Here is a 20,159-nt window from a genome sequence, read left to right as displayed (position 1 = left end):
CTAAAATCTAAAATCGATATGACTCGTCCCCGTTCATTTTTTGCCTTGATGATGGCGTTTTTGATGGCATTTCTGGTCAGTTGCAGTAGTGTCGAAGCAAAAGTTCCAACGACTTACACAGCAGCCCAAATCCAGCAAATTCAGCGCTATGTTCCTACCCTGACAGAGTTCCGATCGCGCATGGACAAATTGGGAACCCTAATTCAAAAGCGAAATTGGGTTGATACCAGAACTTACATTCACGGGCCTCTCGGCGAATTGCGCAGCGCCATGAGAACCGTGTCTGGTAGTTTGTTGCCGAAAGCTCAAGAACAAGCTGTTGATTTGACTAAAAGTTTGTTTGCTGATTTGGTAGAGATTGACAACGCTGCTAAAGCGGCTGACTATGCGAAAGTCACGGCTAGTTATCAAAAAGCCGTGAATGATTTCGATACCTTCTTCCAGCTAATTCCTAAAGCCTAATAACTGTGGGTTTGTAGGGTGCGCACGGATCACCAAGATAATGCACCAAGGTAGGGTGCGCACGGATCAGCGAGATAATTTGATCTGTGCGTACCCTACTAATCTTTAGTAGGGTACTCCGTGCGCACGGAGTATTGACAAGATAATGTGTTCCGTGCACACCCTACGAAAAACTACGATAAATTTCTATAAAATCTAAAATCTAAAATCTAAAATCTAAAATTGAATGATTCGTGTTGCAATTATTGGTTGCGGTATTGTTGGGGCTTCGATCGCCTTTGAACTAAGTCAATTTCCCGAACTGAAAGTTACTGTGTTCGACAAACAGCCGCCGGGACAAGGTTCTACTGGCGCTGCACTCGGTGTTTTGATGGGAGTTATCAGCCACAAAACTAAGGGCAGAAATTGGCAGTTGAGGGAAACCAGCCTTCAGCGCTACGAAACTTTGATTCCTGAATTGGAAGCAGTTACGGGGCGAAAAATTCCTTTTAACAAACAAGGAATTTTAATGCTTTGTTCGGAGGGAGAGGATTTAAGTAAGTGGGAAAAGTTGGTAGCAACTCGCGAGTCTCAAGGTTGGAAATTAGAAATTTGGGATGTGGAACGAGTGCGCGAACTCTGCCCTCATCTCTATTTAAATGATAAGATTATTGCTGCGATTTATTCGCCTCAAGACCGACAAGTCGATCCGACAGCGCTAACTTTGGCTTTGGTTGATGCTGCTGAACGAAATGGGGTGATTTTTGAGTTTGGGGTGCCCGTTGAAGCAGCGGCGATTGCTGCTAGTTTGGAGTTCGATAGACTAATTGTGTGCGCTGGTTTGGGATCTGCTGCTGTGACTGCATCGTTAAATCAGTTGGTTGACATTCGCCCGGTGTTGGGACAAGCGCTGCATTTGCGATCGGCTAATCCTTTAGGAAACCCAGATTTTATGCCGGTAATTACTTGCGATGACGTTCACATTGTGCCTTTGGGCGATTCCCTTCGGGATAGCTTCGCTTCACGGGAATTCTGGGTGGGGGCGACGCTGGAGTTTTCAGAAAATGGCGGGGAAATTCCGGCGAATGCTGATATGTTGGCGCAAGTGATGGCGAGGGCGATCGCACTTTGTCCGGGCTTAGCAGAAGCTGAAATCATCAGGAAATGGTCAGGATTGCGCCCGCGGCCGGAAGGGCGGCCGGCCCCAATTATCGAGACGCTTCCCGGTAACGATCGCGTTTTCATCGCCAGCGGCCACTATCGCAACGGTGTTCTGCTGGCCCCTGCTACAGCGCGATCGATTCGAGAAATGATTTTGCAATAATTAACAAATGTTAATACAATCAAGATAACGATTCATATCTTACATCTAAATATGTCCGACAAACCTTTAGGTAAACCCCGGTCTTTGTGGCGAGTAATTTTGCTGTCCGCAGTCAGCTTGCTGCTATATTACGGATGGTACAAATGGATTATTCAAGAAGAATTGCGTCGCTATAACGGCAGCGGTTGGTCGGGAACTCTTTGCTTGCTTCCCTTTGTTTTAGGAGTAGCCGTCCCCCAAGCTTTGCGGATATTTGACCCTGACGTTCCCGGATGGTTTGGTTGGTTTTCCTTGCTCGGTATTGCTTGGATTTACATCGTGCAGTTCAAACTTTACAAGACAGTGAACGAATTGTACTGCCAAGAAGGAATCAAAGAACCGCTAACAGTTTGGTGGCTTTTTGTACCAGGTTTAAATTTAGTTGTCGGCTTGCGACAAATTCACTTTTTGAGCCAGTTTTGGGCAAGAAAACAGGGAATTGAAGTTAAGGATAACTTAGCCGAAAGCATTCCTTTTCTGTCAGCTAACGCTTAAGGGAAAACTTTTTACACTGAGATCGTAAGTTTGTCGGGTGCGTCAGTAATCATAGCTCGATTTTCCAATAATTTAGCTGACGGACGCACCCGACAAGTTTATACTAAGACCAAAAAGTGGTTTGACGCGCTACTTATGGCGGTAAGGTGCTCACTGCAAACTCTACATAATTAGGTTTTGCATCCAGGACTGAATCACCAGAACCTATTCTGCAAATCCGCCAAAATGAGTTTGAGTTCCGGTTCATTAACCCGCTTAATTGCTTTAGGAATACTTACCCACTGCCGCTTTCTCTTGCTAGCTTCCGGCCAAATTTCCAGAACTGCTTGCACTTGCATTAAAAATACCCCTACCTGCCAAGTACAGCCGGACTTTTGATACTCGTAAGTTCCAAGCAAATCCGGGAATACTTTACCCAACAAACCTGCTTCTTCCCAAGCTTCCTTGGCAGCGGAATCTTGGGGAGTCATATCAGGTTCAATTAATCCTTTCGGAATCACCCAGCGCTTGCTAGCCGAAGAAGTAATCAGCATTACTTCAATTTGTCCGTCTTGAATGCGATAGGGAATTACCCCCGATTGAGCGACCAGTAAAGCGATTTTTATACTCATGATTTCTGCCATATTTCGGGGTGCAAAAGCTGCTGTAACCTCATGAACGGTTGACAACTAAAAAATAAAAACTGCATCCTAATTCTAGATAATTCCCCAGTTGAGACAACAATAAAGTGGAGAATAGAGATAGTTGGCTTTTCCCCTCTGTGAAAAGTAGCCAATTTAAATCCACTCCCACTGAATAATAATATTATTGTAATAACCCCGCACAATCCTCTACCGAAACGCAGATAAAAGCCGATCGACAATATCTGCCTTTAGCTGCGTCGGTATGCGGTTTTACGCCTAATCTTTCTTCGACTTAGCCTCCAAATTTTCCATACGACTCTTCAAATCTTGATTCTCCTTTTTCACCTGGTCTAATTCCTCCCGCAACTGCTTTACCGCTGCATCAGAACCAGCATTTTTCTGCACTCTTTGCACAGCTTCATCAGCCATGCGGCGGACGCGGCCGTCGGGAGTTTGGTCAGCTAAAGAACGCAAAATGCGAATTGCTTTGCGAGTTTCCATTTGTCCTAATCCCACTACGACAGATACTTGAGTCAAGAAAAACGTCTCTCTAGACAATTCTCCCAATCGCTGCAAAATCCGTTCTAAATTAATATTAGTTTGACCTGTCGAAATGGTGCCCAAAGAGCGAATTGCAGCCAAGCGCAAAGCTTGCGGAGTACCCGCAGCAGTGTATTTCAAAATTAGATTCAGCGCATCTTCAGAAGTTTTCATCTGTGCCAAACCGGCGATCGCACCCGATCGCACAACCTCATTCCAGCCCTGACGTTCTTTGAGTACCAATTTTAACTCTTTTAGTACCTGTTCGTCGGTCGGTTTTTCGTCGGGGTTAGCTGCTGATATTCCGCCAATAGCACTCGCTGCGGCTGCTTCTACGTAATAGCTGGCGTCGCCTTTTTCTAAGATCGATCTTAGCGCTTTATAAGTTTCGTGAGTTTTGATTTTACCCAGCGCCGCCACCACAGCACGGCGAACGCGAGCATCTTTATCTCTCAAACCAGTTACTAAGCCTTCAAAAGCTTGGTCAAGTTTAATTTCTACTAACTGACTGGCGACTTCGGCGCGCACAGCCCAGAACGGCTCTTTCTTGAGAACTTCTGACAGCGTTTTCACCGCTTCCAGTCCTCCCTTTTTCGCCAAAGCGTGGGCAGCGTAAATCCGAGAAACCGGGTCGGGATCGAATTGCAACTGAGCTTTTAGTTCCGCAACTCCATACTCTAAAACAACAGTTTTTAAGTATTTATTCCCGACATCAAAACTGATAAATGCAGGCTTCTCTTCGAGAGGGAAATAGAAGCTTTGCTCGCGTTCGTATACTCGCACTGTGAAAGTTTTTAGGTTCGGGGTGAAAGGTGCAGAACTGTCATCGTATGCCTCTTTTTCCGACTTGTAACCGAAGCCGATCGGAATTTTCAGATCGAATACATCTTTGCTGTTGCCGTTCCCGTTGCCATTTTTGCTGTCTTTTACCTGAGTTTGTGTTACAGTCACTTTTGCTAATTTGCTGTCGCCATCCCAGGAATAAGCAACTTTGTAATCTGGATGACCGCCGCGATAAACGTACTGGTCAAACAAAAACATGAGATTGCGACCGGTAGCCTTTTCTATAGCCCTGAGCAAATCGATCGTTTCTACAGTTTTGTGAGCGTTATCCCGCACAAAAGTGTGAATGGCTTTGTAAAATAACTCGTCGCCCAACTCGGCGCGAATCATGTGATAAACGCAAGCGCCTTTTTCGTACAAATGGCGATCGTACAATTCGATTGCTTCGCGGTAAACGTGAGTAACGATCGGGCGGCGGTAGCGGGAACTGTCTTCAGCTAAATAATTGCGGGCTTCATTTAACATATAGTAAGCCGCGTCTTCTTTGCCATATTCTTTGTCAGTCCACAGCACCTCGGAATAAGAAGCCATGCCTTCTTTCAGCCAAGCGTGAGACCAATGTTTAATTACTACTAAATCGCCGAACCACTGGTGAGCTAATTCGTGGGCGACTAAGCTTTCAGTACCTCGATTGTCGAGGGCGGCGCGTTCGTCTAGCAAGCACCTATCTGTTAGCAAAGTTGTCGAAGTATTTTCCATACCGCCAAAGATGAAATCATCGACGCAGACTTGAGCGTATTTGGGAAAAGGGTAAGGATAGCCAAATGCTTCAGAGAAGAATTCAATCATTTGAGGCGTTTTGCCCATGCTGCGCCTAGCGTCTGCTTCGCGGCTTTTTTCAACGTAATAATTAACTGGTTTGCCGTTCCATTCGTCTTTGATTTCGGCGAAATCTCCGACTGCTAAGGTCATTAAATACGTCGGGTGTACCTGGGTTTGCGACCAATGATAAATCTTATCATCACCGTCGGTTGTTGTGCTAATTAATTCGCCGTTGGAGATGGCAAAAAGTTGTCTGGGAACTTGCACTCTAATTTCGGAAGTTGCCAACTGTCCGGGATAGTCGAAACAGGGAAACCAGAAGCGGGAATCTTCGTCTTCGCCTTGAGTCCAAACTTGTGTTGGTTTGTCTGGATAGTTTTTGTCCGGGCCGACGAAATAGAGACCGCGCTGGGGTTTTTCGACCCAGTATTCGATCGCAATAGTAATTGGTTGGTAAGCTTCTGTTGGTTCGTGCAGTTGAATTTGCAGCACTTCGCCGTCGCTCTCGAAATTTTGCTTGGTTTCGCCAACTTTTACCGATTCAATGTTCAGGTTTACCGCATCTAATGTTAATTTGTCAATGCCGCTGCGGACTGGATTGATGCGGATGCTGCAAGTGCCGCGAAAGCTTTGTTTGGGAATATTCAGCACTAAGTCTAGGAAAATATGCTCTACTTGACCGGGGCGATCTGGATTGTAATGCGGTCGAGCACCGGGCATCTCGAAGGATTTGTGACCGTTTTCAGAATCAAAGTAAGTATTTGACATTGTGATGGCAAAGTTGTGAATCGATCGGCGATCGCTGGCAGCGCAGATCCGGCTGAACTGCCAGCTTATTATAGAGTAGCGCGTCCTAGTTGCTGTTGTCGCTAACTTGTTAAAAACTGGGTCGATCGTTGCCGGGATGGAAAATATGATTTTTTCGCTACAATATCAGCAAGGCTAATGTCTGCAATCATCAGCCTGCAATTGAAATTGAGAGGGAAATCTGCATGACAGCTACACTATCAGTTCCCAGTTCGCTCGAATCTTGGCTTGGCGACGAAGCCGAAGAGTTGCTCACCCATCAAGCGAAAGTTTCTAAAGATTTGTTGCACCTACCGGGCCCGGATTGGGTCGATCGCATTTTTGCTCAAACAGATCGATCTCCCCAAGTTTTGCGATCGCTTCAGCAACTCTATTCTAGCGGACGCTTGGCAAATACCGGCTATTTATCCATCCTGCCAGTAGACCAAGGAATCGAACACTCGGCGGCCGCTTCTTTTGCACCGAATCCCATCTATTTTGACAGCGAAAATATCATTAAATTAGCAATTTCGGCTGGCTGCAATGCTGTCGCGACAACGTTGGGAGTTTTGGGAAGCGTATCTCGCAAGTACGCGCACAAAATTCCTTTTATTGTCAAGCTCAATCACAACGAATTGCTGACTTATCCCAATCAATACGACCAAATAATGTTTGCGACCGTCGAGCAAGCTTGGAATTTGGGAGCGGTTGCAGTGGGAGCAACAATTTATTTTGGTTCGCCGGAATCGACGAGGCAAATCCAAGAAGTCAGTCAAGCTTTTGCACACGCTCACGAATACGGAATGGCGACAATTCTGTGGTGCTATCTCCGCAACGATATTTTTAAACAAGACAAAGATTATCACGTTGCAGCGGATTTAACCGGGCAAGCAAATCACTTGGGAGTGACAATTCAAGCTGACATTATTAAGCAGAAGTTGCCCGAGTGCAATAACGGCTATGAAGCAGTTGCTAAAGCTAGCGGTCACAGTTACGGCAAAACCGACAAGCGCGTTTATTCGGATTTGACAACGGATCACCCGATCGATCTAACTCGCTATCAAGTGCTCAACTGTTATGCGGGAAGGATGGGTTTAATTAACTCCGGTGGTGCTTCCGGGAAAAGCGATTTTGCTGAAGCAATTCGCACGGCGGTAATCAACAAACGCGCTGGTGGCTGCGGCTTAATTTCCGGTCGCAAAACTTTTCAGCGTCCTTTTGAAGAAGGTGTAAAATTGTTTAACGCAATCCAAGACGTTTATTTGTCGCCAGAAATCTCGATCGCCTAAAAATTCACAGTGCAGAGATTTGCCTCAATATCACAACCTAAACGTAGGGTGCGCACTGCGCACCTTACCTGATTAAAGTTCTTTAATATAAGTTGCAACTTAGCTGTAATATTAATACTAGCTGAACACATATAGAGACACAGTATTTAATTTTAAAATGCCCCACAGCCTTGTTTTAAACCTGCTGCCAGTTGCACCAATTCCATCTCAGTTTTTAACGGGACGGCATCTCCACGCTTTATTTTTAAACCTTGTGAGTGCTGTAGACAGCGATTTGAGCGCGTACCTACACGACCAATCTCATGAAAAAGCTTTCACTTTAAGCCCTTTTCAAGTAAGCAGAAAAGAGGCTTACAAAAGCAGCACGCCGCAGCCACACAAGAGAGTTTTGCCTCCTGCTTCCCGCACAATTTCGCAGGCTGTACAGTGGGATTACAAGCAAGCAATTCAGGAAAATACGCCGATTTGGTGGCGAATTTCTCTGCTGGATGACGGTTTGTTCGATCGCCTAACTCAACTTTGGCAGCAACTCAATTTCGCTCGCCCTTGGCATCTTGGCCCGACAAATATATACATTACTAATATTTTGAGCGAACCGCAATCAAACCAGCCGTGGGTCAACTTTTGTACTTACGCCGAATTGTTCGATAGAGCTTCGGAAACTGAGCGCCAAATTGCTTTTACTTTTTGCACTCCTACTAATTTTCGGCAAGGTGTGTACGATAGTGCTATGCCAACTAGAGAGAGTATTTTTGGCAGTTTAGTTAATCGCTGGAACAAGTACAGCAGGATTGCGATCGAACCTACTTTCACAGAAGCTATTTTTCCCAGTTTCTTTGATATCCGAACAGAAGTTAGTACGGATTCTCGAAGTAAATTTATTGGCTGCGTCGGCGATATTAGTTACCGAATTATGGGAGATATAGCTCCTGATACTATCAAGCAAATTAACACTTTAGCAGATTTTGCGCTTTACAGCGGAGTCGGGCGAAAGACGCCGATGGGAATGGGAATGACGCGCCGGTTGCAGGATTGTTAATCATTCACTTTTAGGCTGAATTTCACTGACGATTTCATAAACATCAGTGTCGGGAATTTTCGCAAACAAAGGCGTCATTTGCTTCAATATTTCCTGATAAGCTTGGCTTTGATTGGCGGCCATCTCTTCTACGCTTTCCCAAAAAATGATGGCAATACCTTTGTCTGTATTGGGCAATTGCAGCAGGTATGCTCCCTTAAAACCTGTCGCATAAGTTGCAACAGCTTTTTCAAAAAGTTGTTCTGCTTCTTTAAATTTTCCTGGTTTAAATTCGCCAATGGCAACGTAAGCAAACTGATGTCTGAGAAAGTCTAGAAATTCTGACATATCCTTTTCCTCAACAAATCGCGATACACCAAGGTATATTTTACCGGATCGCCAGAAATTTGCGAAATTCACAGTTTGTAGTTTCGCGCTCAGCTCATCGGCGGATTTATTAATTACACGTAGCTGCGATCGCAACTCAAATAGAAGCTTTTTGAGTTGGCAGGCTGCAATCTCTATTAAATAAACTGTTGAACCCAAGATTTTAGACCTTCACAATGCTAGGTACGCCGGAGCGAGTTCGAGCGCTAGTACAAAAGGTAAAGCTGGTGATAGATCAAATAAGCGTGCGTAGCTGCGATCGCAGGCTTTGAAGTAAAAAGTAGCCCGTAAAAAGTGGGTTTTTGCAATAACCCTATTGAAGTTCTTAAAACTCAAATGCCAGAATCATAACATACAAATATAAACAAAGTAAAGAGGAAACTAAAACAAATGAAAAAAATATTAGTCATAGAAGACGACGACTTAATCCGAGAAACCGTATTAGAACTTCTGAAATTGCGAGGTTTTGAAGCTGTCGGCGCCGAAAACGGAAAAGCCGGTATCGAGTTAGCTGCCCAAATTCCCGATTTAATTTTGTCTGATGTCATGATGCCCGAAGTAGACGGTTTAGAAGTTTTCGCGGTTTTGCGATCGCAACCTGCAACCGCCAGCATTCCGTTTATTTTTATGACTGGTTCAGAAATGGAAGGGGTTCTAGAACTCAAAGCAGACGGCTATCTCAAGAAACCTTGCAGCGCCGCAAAAATACTCGGGGCGATCGCCACTCAACTAGAAAAACAGACAATTACCAACCCACAACATCAAAAAGTACAGGACTATTTTGCACCATCAAATCTCAGCTTGCGGGGCTGGAATCAAAAATTTCGATTTGAGATTGCGTGGCTTTGCTCGCAATAACACGCACAGTAACGTTATTGATACACAAGTTGAGGGAATTTCAAACTGCTTCCAGCCAGGGGTGGCTTAGACTGGGTATGTTGAATTTGGTTAAAAATTTATGAACGCACAACCCAAAGGCCGCCTAGTTTGGAATCACTCTACCCACCTTCCCGGTTTGATACCAATTTTAGAGCGCCTCACCCTAAAAATGGGCATTCAAACCGTTACTCCGGGCGTCATCAACAAAGTTAAAGGACACATCCCCCGCATGACATTAAGAGTGTCAGTACCGATCCGCGGGGGATTTAAAATCATCGCCAGACAGGGCAAAACCGTACAAGAAGTCTTTATATTAACCACTCTCAGTCAAGGGGACTTGGAAGAGACGATCGCCCAAACCCTAGCCAAGTGACAATTTTTGCTTAGCAAGCAAAGCCCTAGCCCTAACTGAAGCAGTTTCATCGGTTTGGGCGATTTCCTCAAGCCTGGCCGAAACTTCCGCTAACCAATCCGGTTTAACAGCCGCAGCACCCGCCAAAGCTTGCAAACCCCCCGCTGCTGCGTAGCGAACCACCCATTCTGGGTCTCGGGACGCTTGCTGCAGCGTTTTCACCGCGCGAAGTTGAGCATCTGCAATTTGTTCTGCCGGCATCAGTTCCCAGCAAATCGTCCCCAAACCCCTAGCAGCCGCCCGCCGCACGCTCAAAGCAAAGTCATTCGCCGCTGCATCGAGCAAAATCTCCAAACCCCTGGGGTCGCCAATTCCCGCCAAAGCCCGAACAGCCCAAGCTCTCGCCCCGTAATTGTAGCCGTCAAGCTGTTCTAGAAGCGGCAGCACCGCAGCTTCCCCGAGTTGAATCAGCCCGTCAACGGCCGCAACAGCGGCGCCTGGGTTGTTGTAACCGAGCACTGTAATTAAGGTAGGAATTGCTTGTTGTGAGGAAGCCGCCGCCAGTGCTTTGACTGAGTTTAACAAGCCCTCGGAAGAATCTGCTTTTGCGACAGCCTGAATTAGTTCTAATGCCATTTATTTGTAAGCTTTACCGTGACCATTTTAATTGTAAGTTGGGTCGATCGCGCGATCAAACTTTTTGCAGCCTCACCCACCAACATTCCCATCAAAATATGTAGGGAAACAGCACTGCTTTGTCCTGAAATGTGCTGTCTCCTGAATGTACGGCAGACAATTGAGAATCGCTACAGCAATCCTATTTGAGCTGTGAACTAATTTTTTTTAAAGTAAACTATCCATTAAATCCATAACGCGGATAGCATCATCTGATAAAGATAGGGATGCTTGTTGATTGAGGTGATGCTCCAAAACTCCTTTGAGCGCAATCAATTTCATGCTATTTTCTGCTAAAGTTTCAGAAATAGCTTGCGCTCCGGGCAAATAGCCGATCGCCCCCAAGTCCATCAAAGCCGATCGCCTCAACTGCAAATTATCCCCATTCAAAGCGCTTACCAACCGCTCTCCGTAAATCCGCTCACCAGTTAACTGATACATCGCCCGCGCCGCAGCGTACTGCACCCGCTCCACAGAATGTTCTAAAAAAGGTGAAATTAGCGGTATTGCTTCTGTCGCTTGCAGCGTTCCCAAAGCTTCAATTACCGAGTCGTAAGGTTGCACGAGGTGCGATTTTCCTGGCACTCGCACAGCAACAACTACGCCCCCATCCAATAACTTCATTAGCGGCCCAATGGAATCGCGATCGCCCAGCATTTCTAGAGCTTGAGCCGCCGCTTCCCGCACGTAATAATCGGCGCATTCTAAACAGCGAATCAGAGCCGGTAAGGCTTGTTTGTCGCCCAATTTACCCAGAGCCCGCGCCGCATTTCGCAATAGGGAATAGTCGCCGATTTTTGTTTGTTCTGATTCTTCTTGCAATGCGGCAATTAAAGCTGCAATAGCTGCCGGTTCCTTGACTCGAAATCTGCCAACCCACCAAGCAGCATAATACCGGAGACTGTAATCTTGGGAGTGCAAATTTGCGATCGCCTGTTCAACAGTTAAAGACTCGCCCTCAGCTACACCCGCCGGCGGTGAGTCGGATTCGTAATAATCCATAGTCATTAGTTATTAGTGATTCGTTATTCGGCGATTGAAATCGCTGTTATACAGACAAAACCTGCAAGGCAAGGGTTGGCGAAACTCGGCGATTTTAATCGCTACTAAACAGACAAAACCCGCCTGCGCGGGTTGCATTAACTCTTAGTCCGTTTGGAGTGGACTTTGTTTGTGTAGCAGCGATTTCAATCGCCGGTTCTAGCTTGTGTAGAAGCGATTTTAATCGCCGGTTCTAGCTTGTGTAGGAGCGATTTTAATCGCCCCTGCAACCAAACTATTGGCGATCGCCCAATGATTCATGCGATGATTCATGCGATGATTCTGCGATCGCGCTTAAAGGATGAATGCTGACAATTTTCCCGCCCATGCGAGTAACCCGCTGCATTTCGTGATTCATCCGATTGTAAGGCACGGTGATAAATGTACTCGCGCTCGATCGGATCGAATAATCCACATTATTTGTTTCATCGCTTTGCCGCAAGCCAACAACTTCATACCGAAAGCAGCGACCGGCGGAAGCTGTATTACCACTTTTTCCAGCTACAATTTGACCGAACATAAGCTTCTTGGTAATTGGTAGTTAGTAATTGGTCAGTAGTCCTTAGTCCTTAGTCCTCAGTCTTTAGTTGTTAGCTAATGTTATTTCCCACTCTTTATTTCACCGTTATTAGTTGTTATGTTCTGATTAAGTAGGTCAGCACAAAAAAACATAGTATCTGCTAGGGGCGGGTGAGAGCTAACCAGCTATGATACAAGCCAGTATATGAGTGCTCTCACCCACCCTCCCCATGTAATGTTTCTTTGTTACCACCTACTTACTGACTAATAAATGCTGAGTGATAACTGGTGACTGATGACTAATGACTGATGACTAATGACTAAATTGGAGTAATGCTGGCGATTTTCGCGCCCATGCGCTGAAATTTCTGCATTTGCGAAGACAAATCCTCAACAGGTACGATGAAAGCTTTGCTGCTGCGGCGCACGCTGGGATAGCCGCCCGTCCGAATGCCCGAAACTTCCACGCGCAACAGCCGCCCTTCTTTGCCGTAAGCTGCCGCGCCGCCGAAAGTGCTGGTGGGAGTTACGTTTCTGGCAGAAGACCGATATGCCCAACCTTCGTTACCGCCAGAAGGCCCAACTACAGCCGTAGCGCTGTTAGTGCCGAGTTCGACAGCTAAGCGAGAGCTATTGCCTTCTAGTTGAGATGTATCGCTGTTTGCATAGCCGCGATACAGGCGGAACATCCGGGTAAAACCGACGGTTTTTTGCCCTCGCTGGGTGTTAAAGCCGCGGTAGTAAGGCACGATACTTTCGCCAAAGTTTTCTTGATACTCTACTGAATCGATGTAAGAATCAATATCAGCGTCGTAGCCTTTTGTTTGGTACAAATCTAAGTGCTCAATTACTTCAGATTCGTCGTAGGTAGCGCGACCGAGCAAGTGTTTGTAGTTTAGTTCGATCGTCCGAGTTTGGAAACTGTTGTAGAAAAACTTAGTTTTGTACAGTTCTGACTTAGCTACAGCGCGTACAAATTCTCGTACCGTCAAACTGCCGTCTCGCAGCAAAGACTCGGAACTTGTAAGTCGCTCGGATTTCATTAAATAGTCGTTGCCCAGCACCTGACGGTAAACGGCACGAATCACCGTTTCAACGTCGTCTTTGGTGTAGTTCGGACGCAATTCTACCTTCGGCGCATCGCTCAATGCGGATGTTCCCAGTCTGGACGCTGCTGTTGTAATCGCCACCAGATTTTCTCCTAAATTAATGACAAAAGTTTAAAGCTTTGTTGCACTTGAGATTTTTAGGGCTAAGGCTAATATGTATCAAAGTAGGGTGCGCAGTGCGCACCTGAATCAAAGTAGGGTGCGCAGTGCGCACCTTACCTATACACATAAAATTGAAGAATTTTTTAGCCTTAGTCCTAATTTGCTAAAGACGTTTCAAAAAAACGTCAATACACAAACTTTAAGCTGTGGTAATACTTACCACTTTGCCGCCACGTTTGTTGATTTGCTGCAAGCTCCTCGAAAGTTGCTCGTAAGCCACGAGGTATTCGGTAGTAGTCCGCCGCACTTGGGGCGAAAACATAGCCGAACCTTGCATTGCGGTGACTCGGTAGAGTTGGCCGCGAGAACCGCCGGAAGTTCCACCAAGGGCTTTTCCGGTGGAGGCCGTGTATATTGGCGAAGCCATATTTCTCGCTACTTCCCAAGTCAGCCGGGCTTGGGTTTGGTTTTGCGATCGATCGCTAGAAGCAAAACCCCGGTATAGTTGAAACATCCGGTTAAAACCGACGGTTTTTTGACCTCTTTGAGTCGCGAAACCGCGATAGTAAGGCACTATACTTTCGCCAAAATTTTCTTCATACTCAACTGAGTCAATGTAAGAATTAATTTCAGCTTCGTAGCCTTCTGCATTGTACAAATCAACGTGGAAAGCAATTTCCGACTCGTCGTAAGGAGCGCGGCCCAACAAATGCTTATAATTAAGCTCGATTAACCGCGTTTGCGAGTTCGGGTAAAAAAACTTTTTCCGATAAGTTTCGGAATGTGCAATTGACCGCACAAAATCTTTAACTGAAATCTGCCCTTGCTGCAGCAGAGATTCAGCACTGGTAACTCGTTCGCTCGACATTAAATACTCGTTGCCGAAAACTTGGCTGTAAGCGGCGCGAATTACTGCTTTCGCATCGTCTTGCGTCCAGTGGGGGCGCAGTTCTACCCGTCCCGCTTCTTCAAATGCTTTTATTCCCAACCGTTCTGCTGCACCTGATCCCCCCATTTTCGCTTCTTCCTTTTTTGGTTTAAAAATTGAAAACTGCTTAAAAAAGTATTTGCAAAACTAGGCTTCGATCGCAGATGCCCGGAATTCTAAACAACCGCTAACACTTAAGCTAACAGCAGCTTACAATCCCGGGCATCACACAAATCTAGCTCAGAGCGTTGATTGCGTAGTCGAGGTAGGAATTCGCTTCAGTTGCAGCGTCGCCACTGAGACCGTGGTTGCCTTTGATGTACTTGAGAGCTTCAACGTACCAGCTAGGAGACAATTCAAATGTCCGGTTGATTTCGTCAACACCTGCAATCAGGTACTCGTCCATCGGACCGGTGCCGCCTGCAACTAAGCAGTAGGTTACCATCCGCAGGTAGTAGCCGATGTCGCGAGCGCACTTGGCTTTACCGGTTGGGGTAGAAGCGTAGTTCGGGCCTTGCATTTGTTGCGTGTACGGGAATTTGTTGTACACAGCTTGAGCTGCACCGTCGATCAAGCGCTGAGAGTTGGCGGTCAACGCTTTGGCTGCTTCCAAACCTGCTGCTGCTTGGCGGAAACGGCCGAAGGCGACTTGCAGTTCTGTGCTGCTCAGGAAACGGCCTTGAGAATCGGCTGCGGTTACTGCTTCAGTCAAAGGGGTTTTCATTGTTCTGGTTTCTCCCTAATGTTGTGTTGTTTTTGTACAAAAATGAATGTTGGCAAAAATGCGATGCTCGCTTCTTTACAACAAATGTTCGCTTGGCTATTTTTAGCCGACTGCATTAGCTGCGCGGTCGAAGTAGCTGCCGATTTCAGACATCAGCGAGCTGCAATCACCACGGGTAACGCCGTTGGGGTCGTTAGCGATCGCGATTGCTGCTTCTTTCATTTTTTGCACGCCGGCTGCAACTGAGCCACCGGGAACTCCCAGAGCTTGGTATGTTTCGCGCAGACCGTTCAAGCAGCGGTCGTCCAAAACGCTGGCGTCGCCTGCAAATGTTGCATAGGTGACGTAGCGCAAGATGATTTCCATATCGCGCAAGCAAGCTGCCATGCGGCGGTTGGTGTATGCATTGCCACCAGGAGCGATCAGTTGGGGCTGTTCGGCGAACAGGGTGCGAGCTGCATTGGTCACGATGCTGGATGCGTTGCCGGTCATGCGGTTTACTGCGTCAATCCGCTTGTTAGCGTCGGAAACCATGCTGCTGAGAGCATCTAGTTGACCCTGAGCTAGAAATTCGCCCCGAGCGTCAGATTGGGAAACCACTTTTGTAAATGCGTCAAACATGAAAGAACTCTCCTACTTGAGTTAATTGAGTTTGGTTGCGGTATAAAACCGTTAAGTTAAATTTGTTCAGGCTACGAGTGCCTGCAAGGGTTGAAATTTGATGCCAGCTAATCTGCTGGTCCGATCGAGTTCTCCCTTTCCGCTACCTGTACTATTGTTACATCGTAACGGACGTTTAAGAAACCTTAGAATTTTTTACATCTTTTATGAGATGCGACAAACCTTGTCAATCAGTGTTTTTGTTAACTTTGGCCTGTCGTTTCAACCCTCTGATAATCTTTATACAACGCTCGCCCGTCTTTGTTTATTACAAATTATTACAGAAAATTATCTCTCTATGAAGGTAAATCTCGGGTGGGAAAGTGCGGGCTAATCTCCTTCCTGCGGTAGATGCGGGGTTGCAAAACAAAACGCAGAGTTTGCTTCCCTCGCCCCTCCAGTGGCGGTGGAACCGACCCGAACAGTCCCGTAGGCCGATCGCCTTTGTTGGCTTTCTCTGGAAAAGCGGAATTGTTAAGAAGGGTTAAATAAATTAAAGTTTTGGTAAAAGAAGGCTGGGGGAATAGGGAAAAAAGCAAAAATTCTGCCCAATGTCAGGATGTCTGCAGAATTCGGTGTGGGAAAAATCCAAAAGATTGTGAACCCGCTCGCCACAGCCTCAGCTTTTGCCGGAAATATCAGCATTTAGTGACAAAACTCAGCGGTTGGAAGTTGAAAGACCGGGCCCGGTCTTTCATAACGCGGGGATTCTCTTGTATCATGGGGAGTCCTTGGACTTGACCCAAGACCAAGCATCTACTCTGTGCCCTGCAGCGGTTGCAAAAAAACTTTCTTCATCTATCTGTTATATGTTCTGCTTCCCACAGGCTAGTCCCACGCAAGCGTGTGGGAAGCTGAGCATTGTGGAGGGTGAGAAAACCAACACAGGCGATCGAGACCTGTCAACGCAGCGCCATTTTTCTTTTAACATTAAACAATAATGGGAATAGATGGGTTCGGATACGATCGTTTTATTAAGTTTTTTTTAAGGTAGGTTTTGACCTGCTGCGCACGCTGGCATCCCCTGACTAAAGTCACTCTTGCTTTCAGCTTCTTTTGTGTGTCATAGCCGAAAGAATTGCTAATTTTTAGTAGTAAGGTGGATAAGTGCTATCAGCGGTAGGTCTACAAACGGGGCGATCGAGCCGCCAGACGCATTGAAGTTAAAAGCTTTTTGCTTCCCCGGCATCGAACCGCCCAAAACCAGTCCCAAGTTAAACAGTTTTTTATTCAGAACTCAAAACTTAAAACTCTCTCACTGTAATCAGCCAGATGGATCGGCTGTAGCTGTCCGGCCGCAACCACCTTTATGCCCCATGATCGATCGTAATTTATGTCTTCAAATTCTCCCTCTTCTTGGCACACCGTAGCAATTGACCAAACTCTCAAGCAGCTAAGCAGCAACAAAGACGCTGGCTTGAGCAGCCAACAGGTGTCAGAACGCTTGCAGCAATACGGCCCCAACGAACTAGAAGAAACAGGAGGCCGCAGTCCGTGGTCGATTTTTGTCGATCAGTTCACCAACATCATGTTGTTGATGCTGATGGGTGTGGCCGTGATTTCGGCTTTTTTGGACATTCGGTCGAATACTTTTCCCAAAGACGCGATCGCCATTTTTGCGATCGTCATACTCAACGGCATTCTCGGCTATTTCCAAGAGCAAAGTGCCGAAAAAGCCCTCGCAGCCCTCAAAAACCTCGCTTCCCCCCTAGTCAAAGTCGTGCGGGACAGCAAAACTTCGGAAATAGCCGCCAAGGAACTCGTACCTGGAGACGTGATGCTGTTAGAGGCTGGGGTAAAAATAGCAGCAGATGGCAGATTGATCGAAGCTTCCAACTTGCAAGTCAGAGAATCTGCTTTGACGGGAGAAGCTCTAGCAGTTACCAAGCAAGCAGAGCTAGAACTTCCAGAAGATGCTTCCTTGGGCGATCGACTCAACCTGATTTTTCAGGGAACAGAAGTTGTTCAGGGACGAGGAAAGGCGATCGTCACCAACACCGCAATGCAAACTGAACTGGGCAAAATTGCCGCCATGCTTCAGTCAGTAGAAAACGAACCGACTCCCCTGCAACAGCGGATGAGCCAGTTGGGAAATGTTCTAGTCTCCGGTGCCCTAGCCTTAGTCGCAATTGTCGTCATCGGCGGCATGATTACCTTCCAAAACGGCGGCATCGGTTTCGATACCAGCAGGTTTGAAGAGTTGTTAGAAGTTTCTCTCAGCATGGCTGTGGCTGTGGTGCCCGAAGGGCTCGCAGCAGTCGTGACAGTTACTCTGGCACTCGGAACTAGGCGGATGGTGAAACGAAACGCCCTGATTCGCAAACTGCCGGCCGTAGAAACTTTGGGCTCGGTAACTACCATTTGTTCTGACAAAACAGGTACTCTGACTCAAAATAAAATGGTAGTTCAGCTAGTGTCTACGGGCGACTGCACAGTCGCCGTCGCAGGCGACGGCTATGCCCCGATCGGAGATTTTACCGATCGCCTGACAGCGGCTAAAATTAATAATTTAGAGGAATATCCAGAACTCGAATCTTTATTAATTGCCTGTGCAGTTTGCAACGACGCAGTATTGCAACACGAACAGCAAGAATGGCAGATTTTAGGCGACCCCACAGAAGGATCTCTGCTGTGTGTAGCGGGAAAAGCAGGCATTTATAAGGAAAAACAGTCTCAATTGCTGCCGCGGACGGCGGAATTTCCTTTTTCTTCCGAACGCAAACGGATGAGCGTAATTTGCGAAGTGCCCGGTCGATCGGGAAATTCGGGATTTCCCGCAGCACAAGGACAGCAGCCGAATTATTTGATGCTGACCAAAGGCTCTCCAGAGTTGACTTTGGAGCGCTGCAAAGGCATTATAGTCGGCGATCGAGTACAACCTTTAACCCAGGAAATGCGCGATCGCATCCTCGTGGAAAACAACAACATGGCAAGCGGCGGTTTGCGAGTCCTCGGGTTTGCGTACAAACTCTGGGAAAACGTACCGCCCGAAGGTTCTGAGGAAACCAGCGAACAAGACATGATTTGGCTGGGACTCGTCAGTATGCTGGACGCCCCGCGCCCGGAAGTGCGGGAAGCAGTGGTGAAGTGCCGCGATGCAGGCATTCGGGTGGTGATGATTACAGGAGACCACCAGTTGACAGCAAAAGCCATCGCCTACGATTTAGGTATTGCAACAGAGGGCGATCGAGTTCTCACCGGTCAAGAATTAGAAAAGCTCACCCAAGAAGAACTCAAACAGCAAGTCGAACAGGTTAGCGTTTACGCCCGCGTCTCCCCAGAACACAAATTGCGCATTGTCCAAGCTTTGCAAAGTTGGGGCAAATTTGTCGCAATGACCGGCGACGGCGTTAACGACGCCCCCGCCTTGAAACAAGCCGATATCGGCATCGCAATGGGGATTACCGGCACCGATGTCAGCAAAGAAGCTAGCGATATGGTGCTCCTCGACGACAACTTCGCAACTATTGTCGCCGCCGCTGAAGAAGGGCGAGTGGTGTATAGCAATATTCGCCGCTTTATTAAGTACATTTTGGGCAGCAACATCGGCGAAGTTTTGACAATTGCGGCCGCACCTTTAATGGGTTTGGGAGGAGTGCCGCTGACGCCGCTGCAAATTTTGTGGATGAACTTAGTAACAGACGGCGTTCCCGCTTTGGCATTGGCTGTGGAACCGGCGGAACCGAACGTGATGAAAAAGCCTCCTTTCAGTCCGCGAGAAAGTATTTTTGCGCGGGGTTTGGGTTCTTACATGATTCGGATCGGGATTATTTTTGCAATTTTGACGATCGCAATGATGTCCTGGGCTTACGGATATACCACCAACCCCAACCATGTCGGAGATCCCGAGGCTTGGAAAACAATGGTGTTTACAACTCTTTGTTTGGCACAAATGGGTCACGCGATCGCAATTCGGTCTAACACTCAGCTAACTATCGAGTTAAATCCCTTGACTAATGTTTTTGTTTGGGGAGCTGTGATTGTGACTACTATTCTGCAATTGATGCTGATTTATGTTCCGCCGCTGAGAGCATTTTTTGGCACTCATTATTTAACGCCTTTGGAATTGATGGTTTGCTTCGGTTTCAGCGCCCTGATGTTTGTCTGGATTGAACTGGAAAAACTGTTCGTGCGCTTTTACAAATCTAGAAAATAGTGTTAACGGCTGACGAATACTGAGCGAGGTTTCATTATTAGCTAGAGTCCTCGCATTTGGCACTATCCTCAAGCACATCCGCCAGGGGTTTCAACCCCTGGCTCATATCAAATCCGGTAGCATCGGAATTATTCATCTCTGTATTCTCTCCCTCTGCGTTCTCTGCGCCCTCTGTGGTTAAATCATTCCGATGCAACCGGAAACGATATCACACCCAAATTCATCGATATGAAGACTAAAGTGATTGTGTCACAATTAAATATTTATTACGTCGTTATAATGTGATTGCGATCGCAACGCTCGGCGAAAATCGCAATCGTAAAGGATCTCGGTTGCCAACCTGTAAGGTGCGCCCGGTCGTTCACCCGCTCGATGACTGTATTACTAATTACTGGAGTTTAGACTAAAAAATGGTCACAGCTAAAAGTAGCTGCCTTTTAACAGAAGGCAAGCTGTTGCTCAAAAAC

19 protein-coding genes are annotated in these 20,159 nt (G+C 46.8%); 9 read left to right on the top strand and 10 right to left on the bottom strand.

Annotated features, from left to right (window positions below; genetic code table 11):
• The first annotated feature begins 18 nt into the window (after positions 1-18).
• The 3 genes from psbQ (at position 19) to QUA78_RS17260 (ending at position 2,299) form a co-directional block, all read left to right on the top strand.
• On the top strand, positions 19-462 hold the full coding sequence (gene psbQ / locus QUA78_RS17270; RefSeq protein WP_333301184.1) for a photosystem II protein PsbQ: 444 nt from the start codon (positions 19-21) through the stop codon (positions 460-462).
• Between the two features lie 226 nt (positions 463-688).
• Complete coding sequence (locus QUA78_RS17265) at positions 689-1,765, top strand: FAD-dependent oxidoreductase (RefSeq protein ID WP_333301186.1); 1,077 nt, start codon at positions 689-691, stop codon at positions 1,763-1,765.
• Positions 1,766-1,816: 51 nt separating this feature from the next.
• Positions 1,817-2,299: a hypothetical protein gene (locus QUA78_RS17260; protein ID WP_333301188.1), complete on the top strand. Its 483-nt coding sequence runs from the start codon at positions 1,817-1,819 to the stop codon at positions 2,297-2,299.
• Between the two features lie 194 nt (positions 2,300-2,493).
• Here the strand turns inward: QUA78_RS17260 and QUA78_RS17255 are convergent, their stop codons facing one another.
• The gene (locus QUA78_RS17255; RefSeq protein WP_333301190.1) at positions 2,494-2,910 is read right to left on the bottom strand and encodes an NUDIX hydrolase; all 417 of its coding nucleotides are present in this window, start codon (positions 2,908-2,910) and stop codon (positions 2,494-2,496) included.
• Positions 2,911-3,198: 288 nt separating this feature from the next.
• Positions 3,199-5,835: a M1 family metallopeptidase gene (locus QUA78_RS17250; protein ID WP_333301191.1), complete on the bottom strand. Its 2,637-nt coding sequence runs from the start codon at positions 5,833-5,835 to the stop codon at positions 3,199-3,201.
• 224 nt (positions 5,836-6,059) lie between these two features.
• On the opposite strand from QUA78_RS17250, the gene QUA78_RS17245 reads away from it, so the two are divergent.
• Both QUA78_RS17245 and cas6 read left to right on the top strand, forming a co-directional pair.
• Complete coding sequence (locus tag QUA78_RS17245) at positions 6,060-7,142, top strand: class I fructose-bisphosphate aldolase (protein ID WP_333301193.1); 1,083 nt, start codon at positions 6,060-6,062, stop codon at positions 7,140-7,142.
• A 157-nt stretch (positions 7,143-7,299) separates the two neighbouring features.
• On the top strand, positions 7,300-8,181 hold the full coding sequence (cas6, locus tag QUA78_RS17240; protein WP_333301195.1) for a CRISPR-associated endoribonuclease Cas6: 882 nt from the start codon (positions 7,300-7,302) through the stop codon (positions 8,179-8,181).
• Here the strand turns inward: cas6 and QUA78_RS17235 are convergent, their stop codons facing one another.
• Entirely contained in the window at positions 8,182-8,508 is a 327-nt protein-coding gene (locus QUA78_RS17235; protein ID WP_333301197.1) for an antibiotic biosynthesis monooxygenase, read from the bottom strand.
• Between the two features lie 429 nt (positions 8,509-8,937).
• Here QUA78_RS17235 and QUA78_RS17230 point away from each other — a divergent pair, with 429 nt between their 5' ends.
• Entirely contained in the window at positions 8,938-9,405 is a 468-nt protein-coding gene (locus QUA78_RS17230) for a response regulator (protein WP_333301199.1), read from the top strand.
• 100 nt (positions 9,406-9,505) lie between these two features.
• Positions 9,506-9,799, top strand: a complete 294-nt coding sequence (locus QUA78_RS17225) for a DUF2103 domain-containing protein (RefSeq protein ID WP_015175787.1) — start codon at positions 9,506-9,508, stop codon at positions 9,797-9,799.
• Here QUA78_RS17225 and QUA78_RS17220 read toward each other — a convergent pair.
• The gene (locus QUA78_RS17220; RefSeq protein WP_333301201.1) at positions 9,788-10,414 is read right to left on the bottom strand and encodes a HEAT repeat domain-containing protein; all 627 of its coding nucleotides are present in this window, start codon (positions 10,412-10,414) and stop codon (positions 9,788-9,790) included. The two genes, QUA78_RS17225 and QUA78_RS17220, sit on opposite strands and share 12 nt — an antisense overlap.
• Positions 10,415-10,432: 18 nt before the next feature.
• Between QUA78_RS17220 and QUA78_RS17215 the strand changes: the two genes are divergently transcribed.
• Positions 10,433-10,603: a hypothetical protein gene (locus QUA78_RS17215; protein WP_333301202.1), complete on the top strand. Its 171-nt coding sequence runs from the start codon at positions 10,433-10,435 to the stop codon at positions 10,601-10,603.
• Positions 10,604-10,621: 18 nt separating this feature from the next.
• Here the strand turns inward: QUA78_RS17215 and QUA78_RS17210 are convergent, their stop codons facing one another.
• From QUA78_RS17210 to QUA78_RS17185, 6 genes are all read right to left on the bottom strand, one after another.
• Positions 10,622-11,461 carry a HEAT repeat domain-containing protein gene (locus QUA78_RS17210; protein WP_333301204.1) on the bottom strand — a complete coding sequence of 280 codons (840 nt, stop codon included), beginning with the start codon at positions 11,459-11,461 and terminating at the stop codon, positions 10,622-10,624.
• Positions 11,462-11,729: 268 nt separating this feature from the next.
• A complete protein-coding gene (locus QUA78_RS17205) occupies positions 11,730-12,014 on the bottom strand; it encodes a phycobilisome linker polypeptide (protein WP_333301205.1) in 285 nt (94 codons plus the stop codon).
• Between the two features lie 319 nt (positions 12,015-12,333).
• Entirely contained in the window at positions 12,334-13,203 is an 870-nt protein-coding gene (locus tag QUA78_RS17200) for a phycobilisome linker polypeptide (protein WP_333301207.1), read from the bottom strand.
• Positions 13,204-13,423: 220 nt separating this feature from the next.
• A complete protein-coding gene (locus QUA78_RS17195; protein WP_333301209.1) occupies positions 13,424-14,239 on the bottom strand; it encodes a phycobilisome linker polypeptide in 816 nt (271 codons plus the stop codon).
• A 148-nt stretch (positions 14,240-14,387) separates the two neighbouring features.
• The gene (gene cpcA, locus QUA78_RS17190) at positions 14,388-14,876 is read right to left on the bottom strand and encodes a phycocyanin subunit alpha (RefSeq protein WP_333301210.1); all 489 of its coding nucleotides are present in this window, start codon (positions 14,874-14,876) and stop codon (positions 14,388-14,390) included.
• A 102-nt stretch (positions 14,877-14,978) separates the two neighbouring features.
• Entirely contained in the window at positions 14,979-15,497 is a 519-nt protein-coding gene (locus QUA78_RS17185) for a phycocyanin subunit beta (protein WP_333398933.1), read from the bottom strand.
• A 1,372-nt stretch (positions 15,498-16,869) separates the two neighbouring features.
• Between QUA78_RS17185 and QUA78_RS17180 the strand changes: the two genes are divergently transcribed.
• A complete protein-coding gene (locus QUA78_RS17180; protein WP_333398932.1) occupies positions 16,870-19,692 on the top strand; it encodes a cation-transporting P-type ATPase in 2,823 nt (940 codons plus the stop codon).
• Positions 19,693-20,159 lie beyond the last annotated feature (467 nt).

The sequence above is a fragment of the Microcoleus sp. K4-B3 genome, assembly GCF_036704615.1.
Lineage (GTDB): Bacteria > Cyanobacteriota > Cyanobacteriia > Cyanobacteriales > Microcoleaceae > Microcoleus.
The sequence above is the reverse complement of the archived record's forward strand: the minus strand, read 5'-3'. Positions and strand labels throughout refer to the sequence as shown.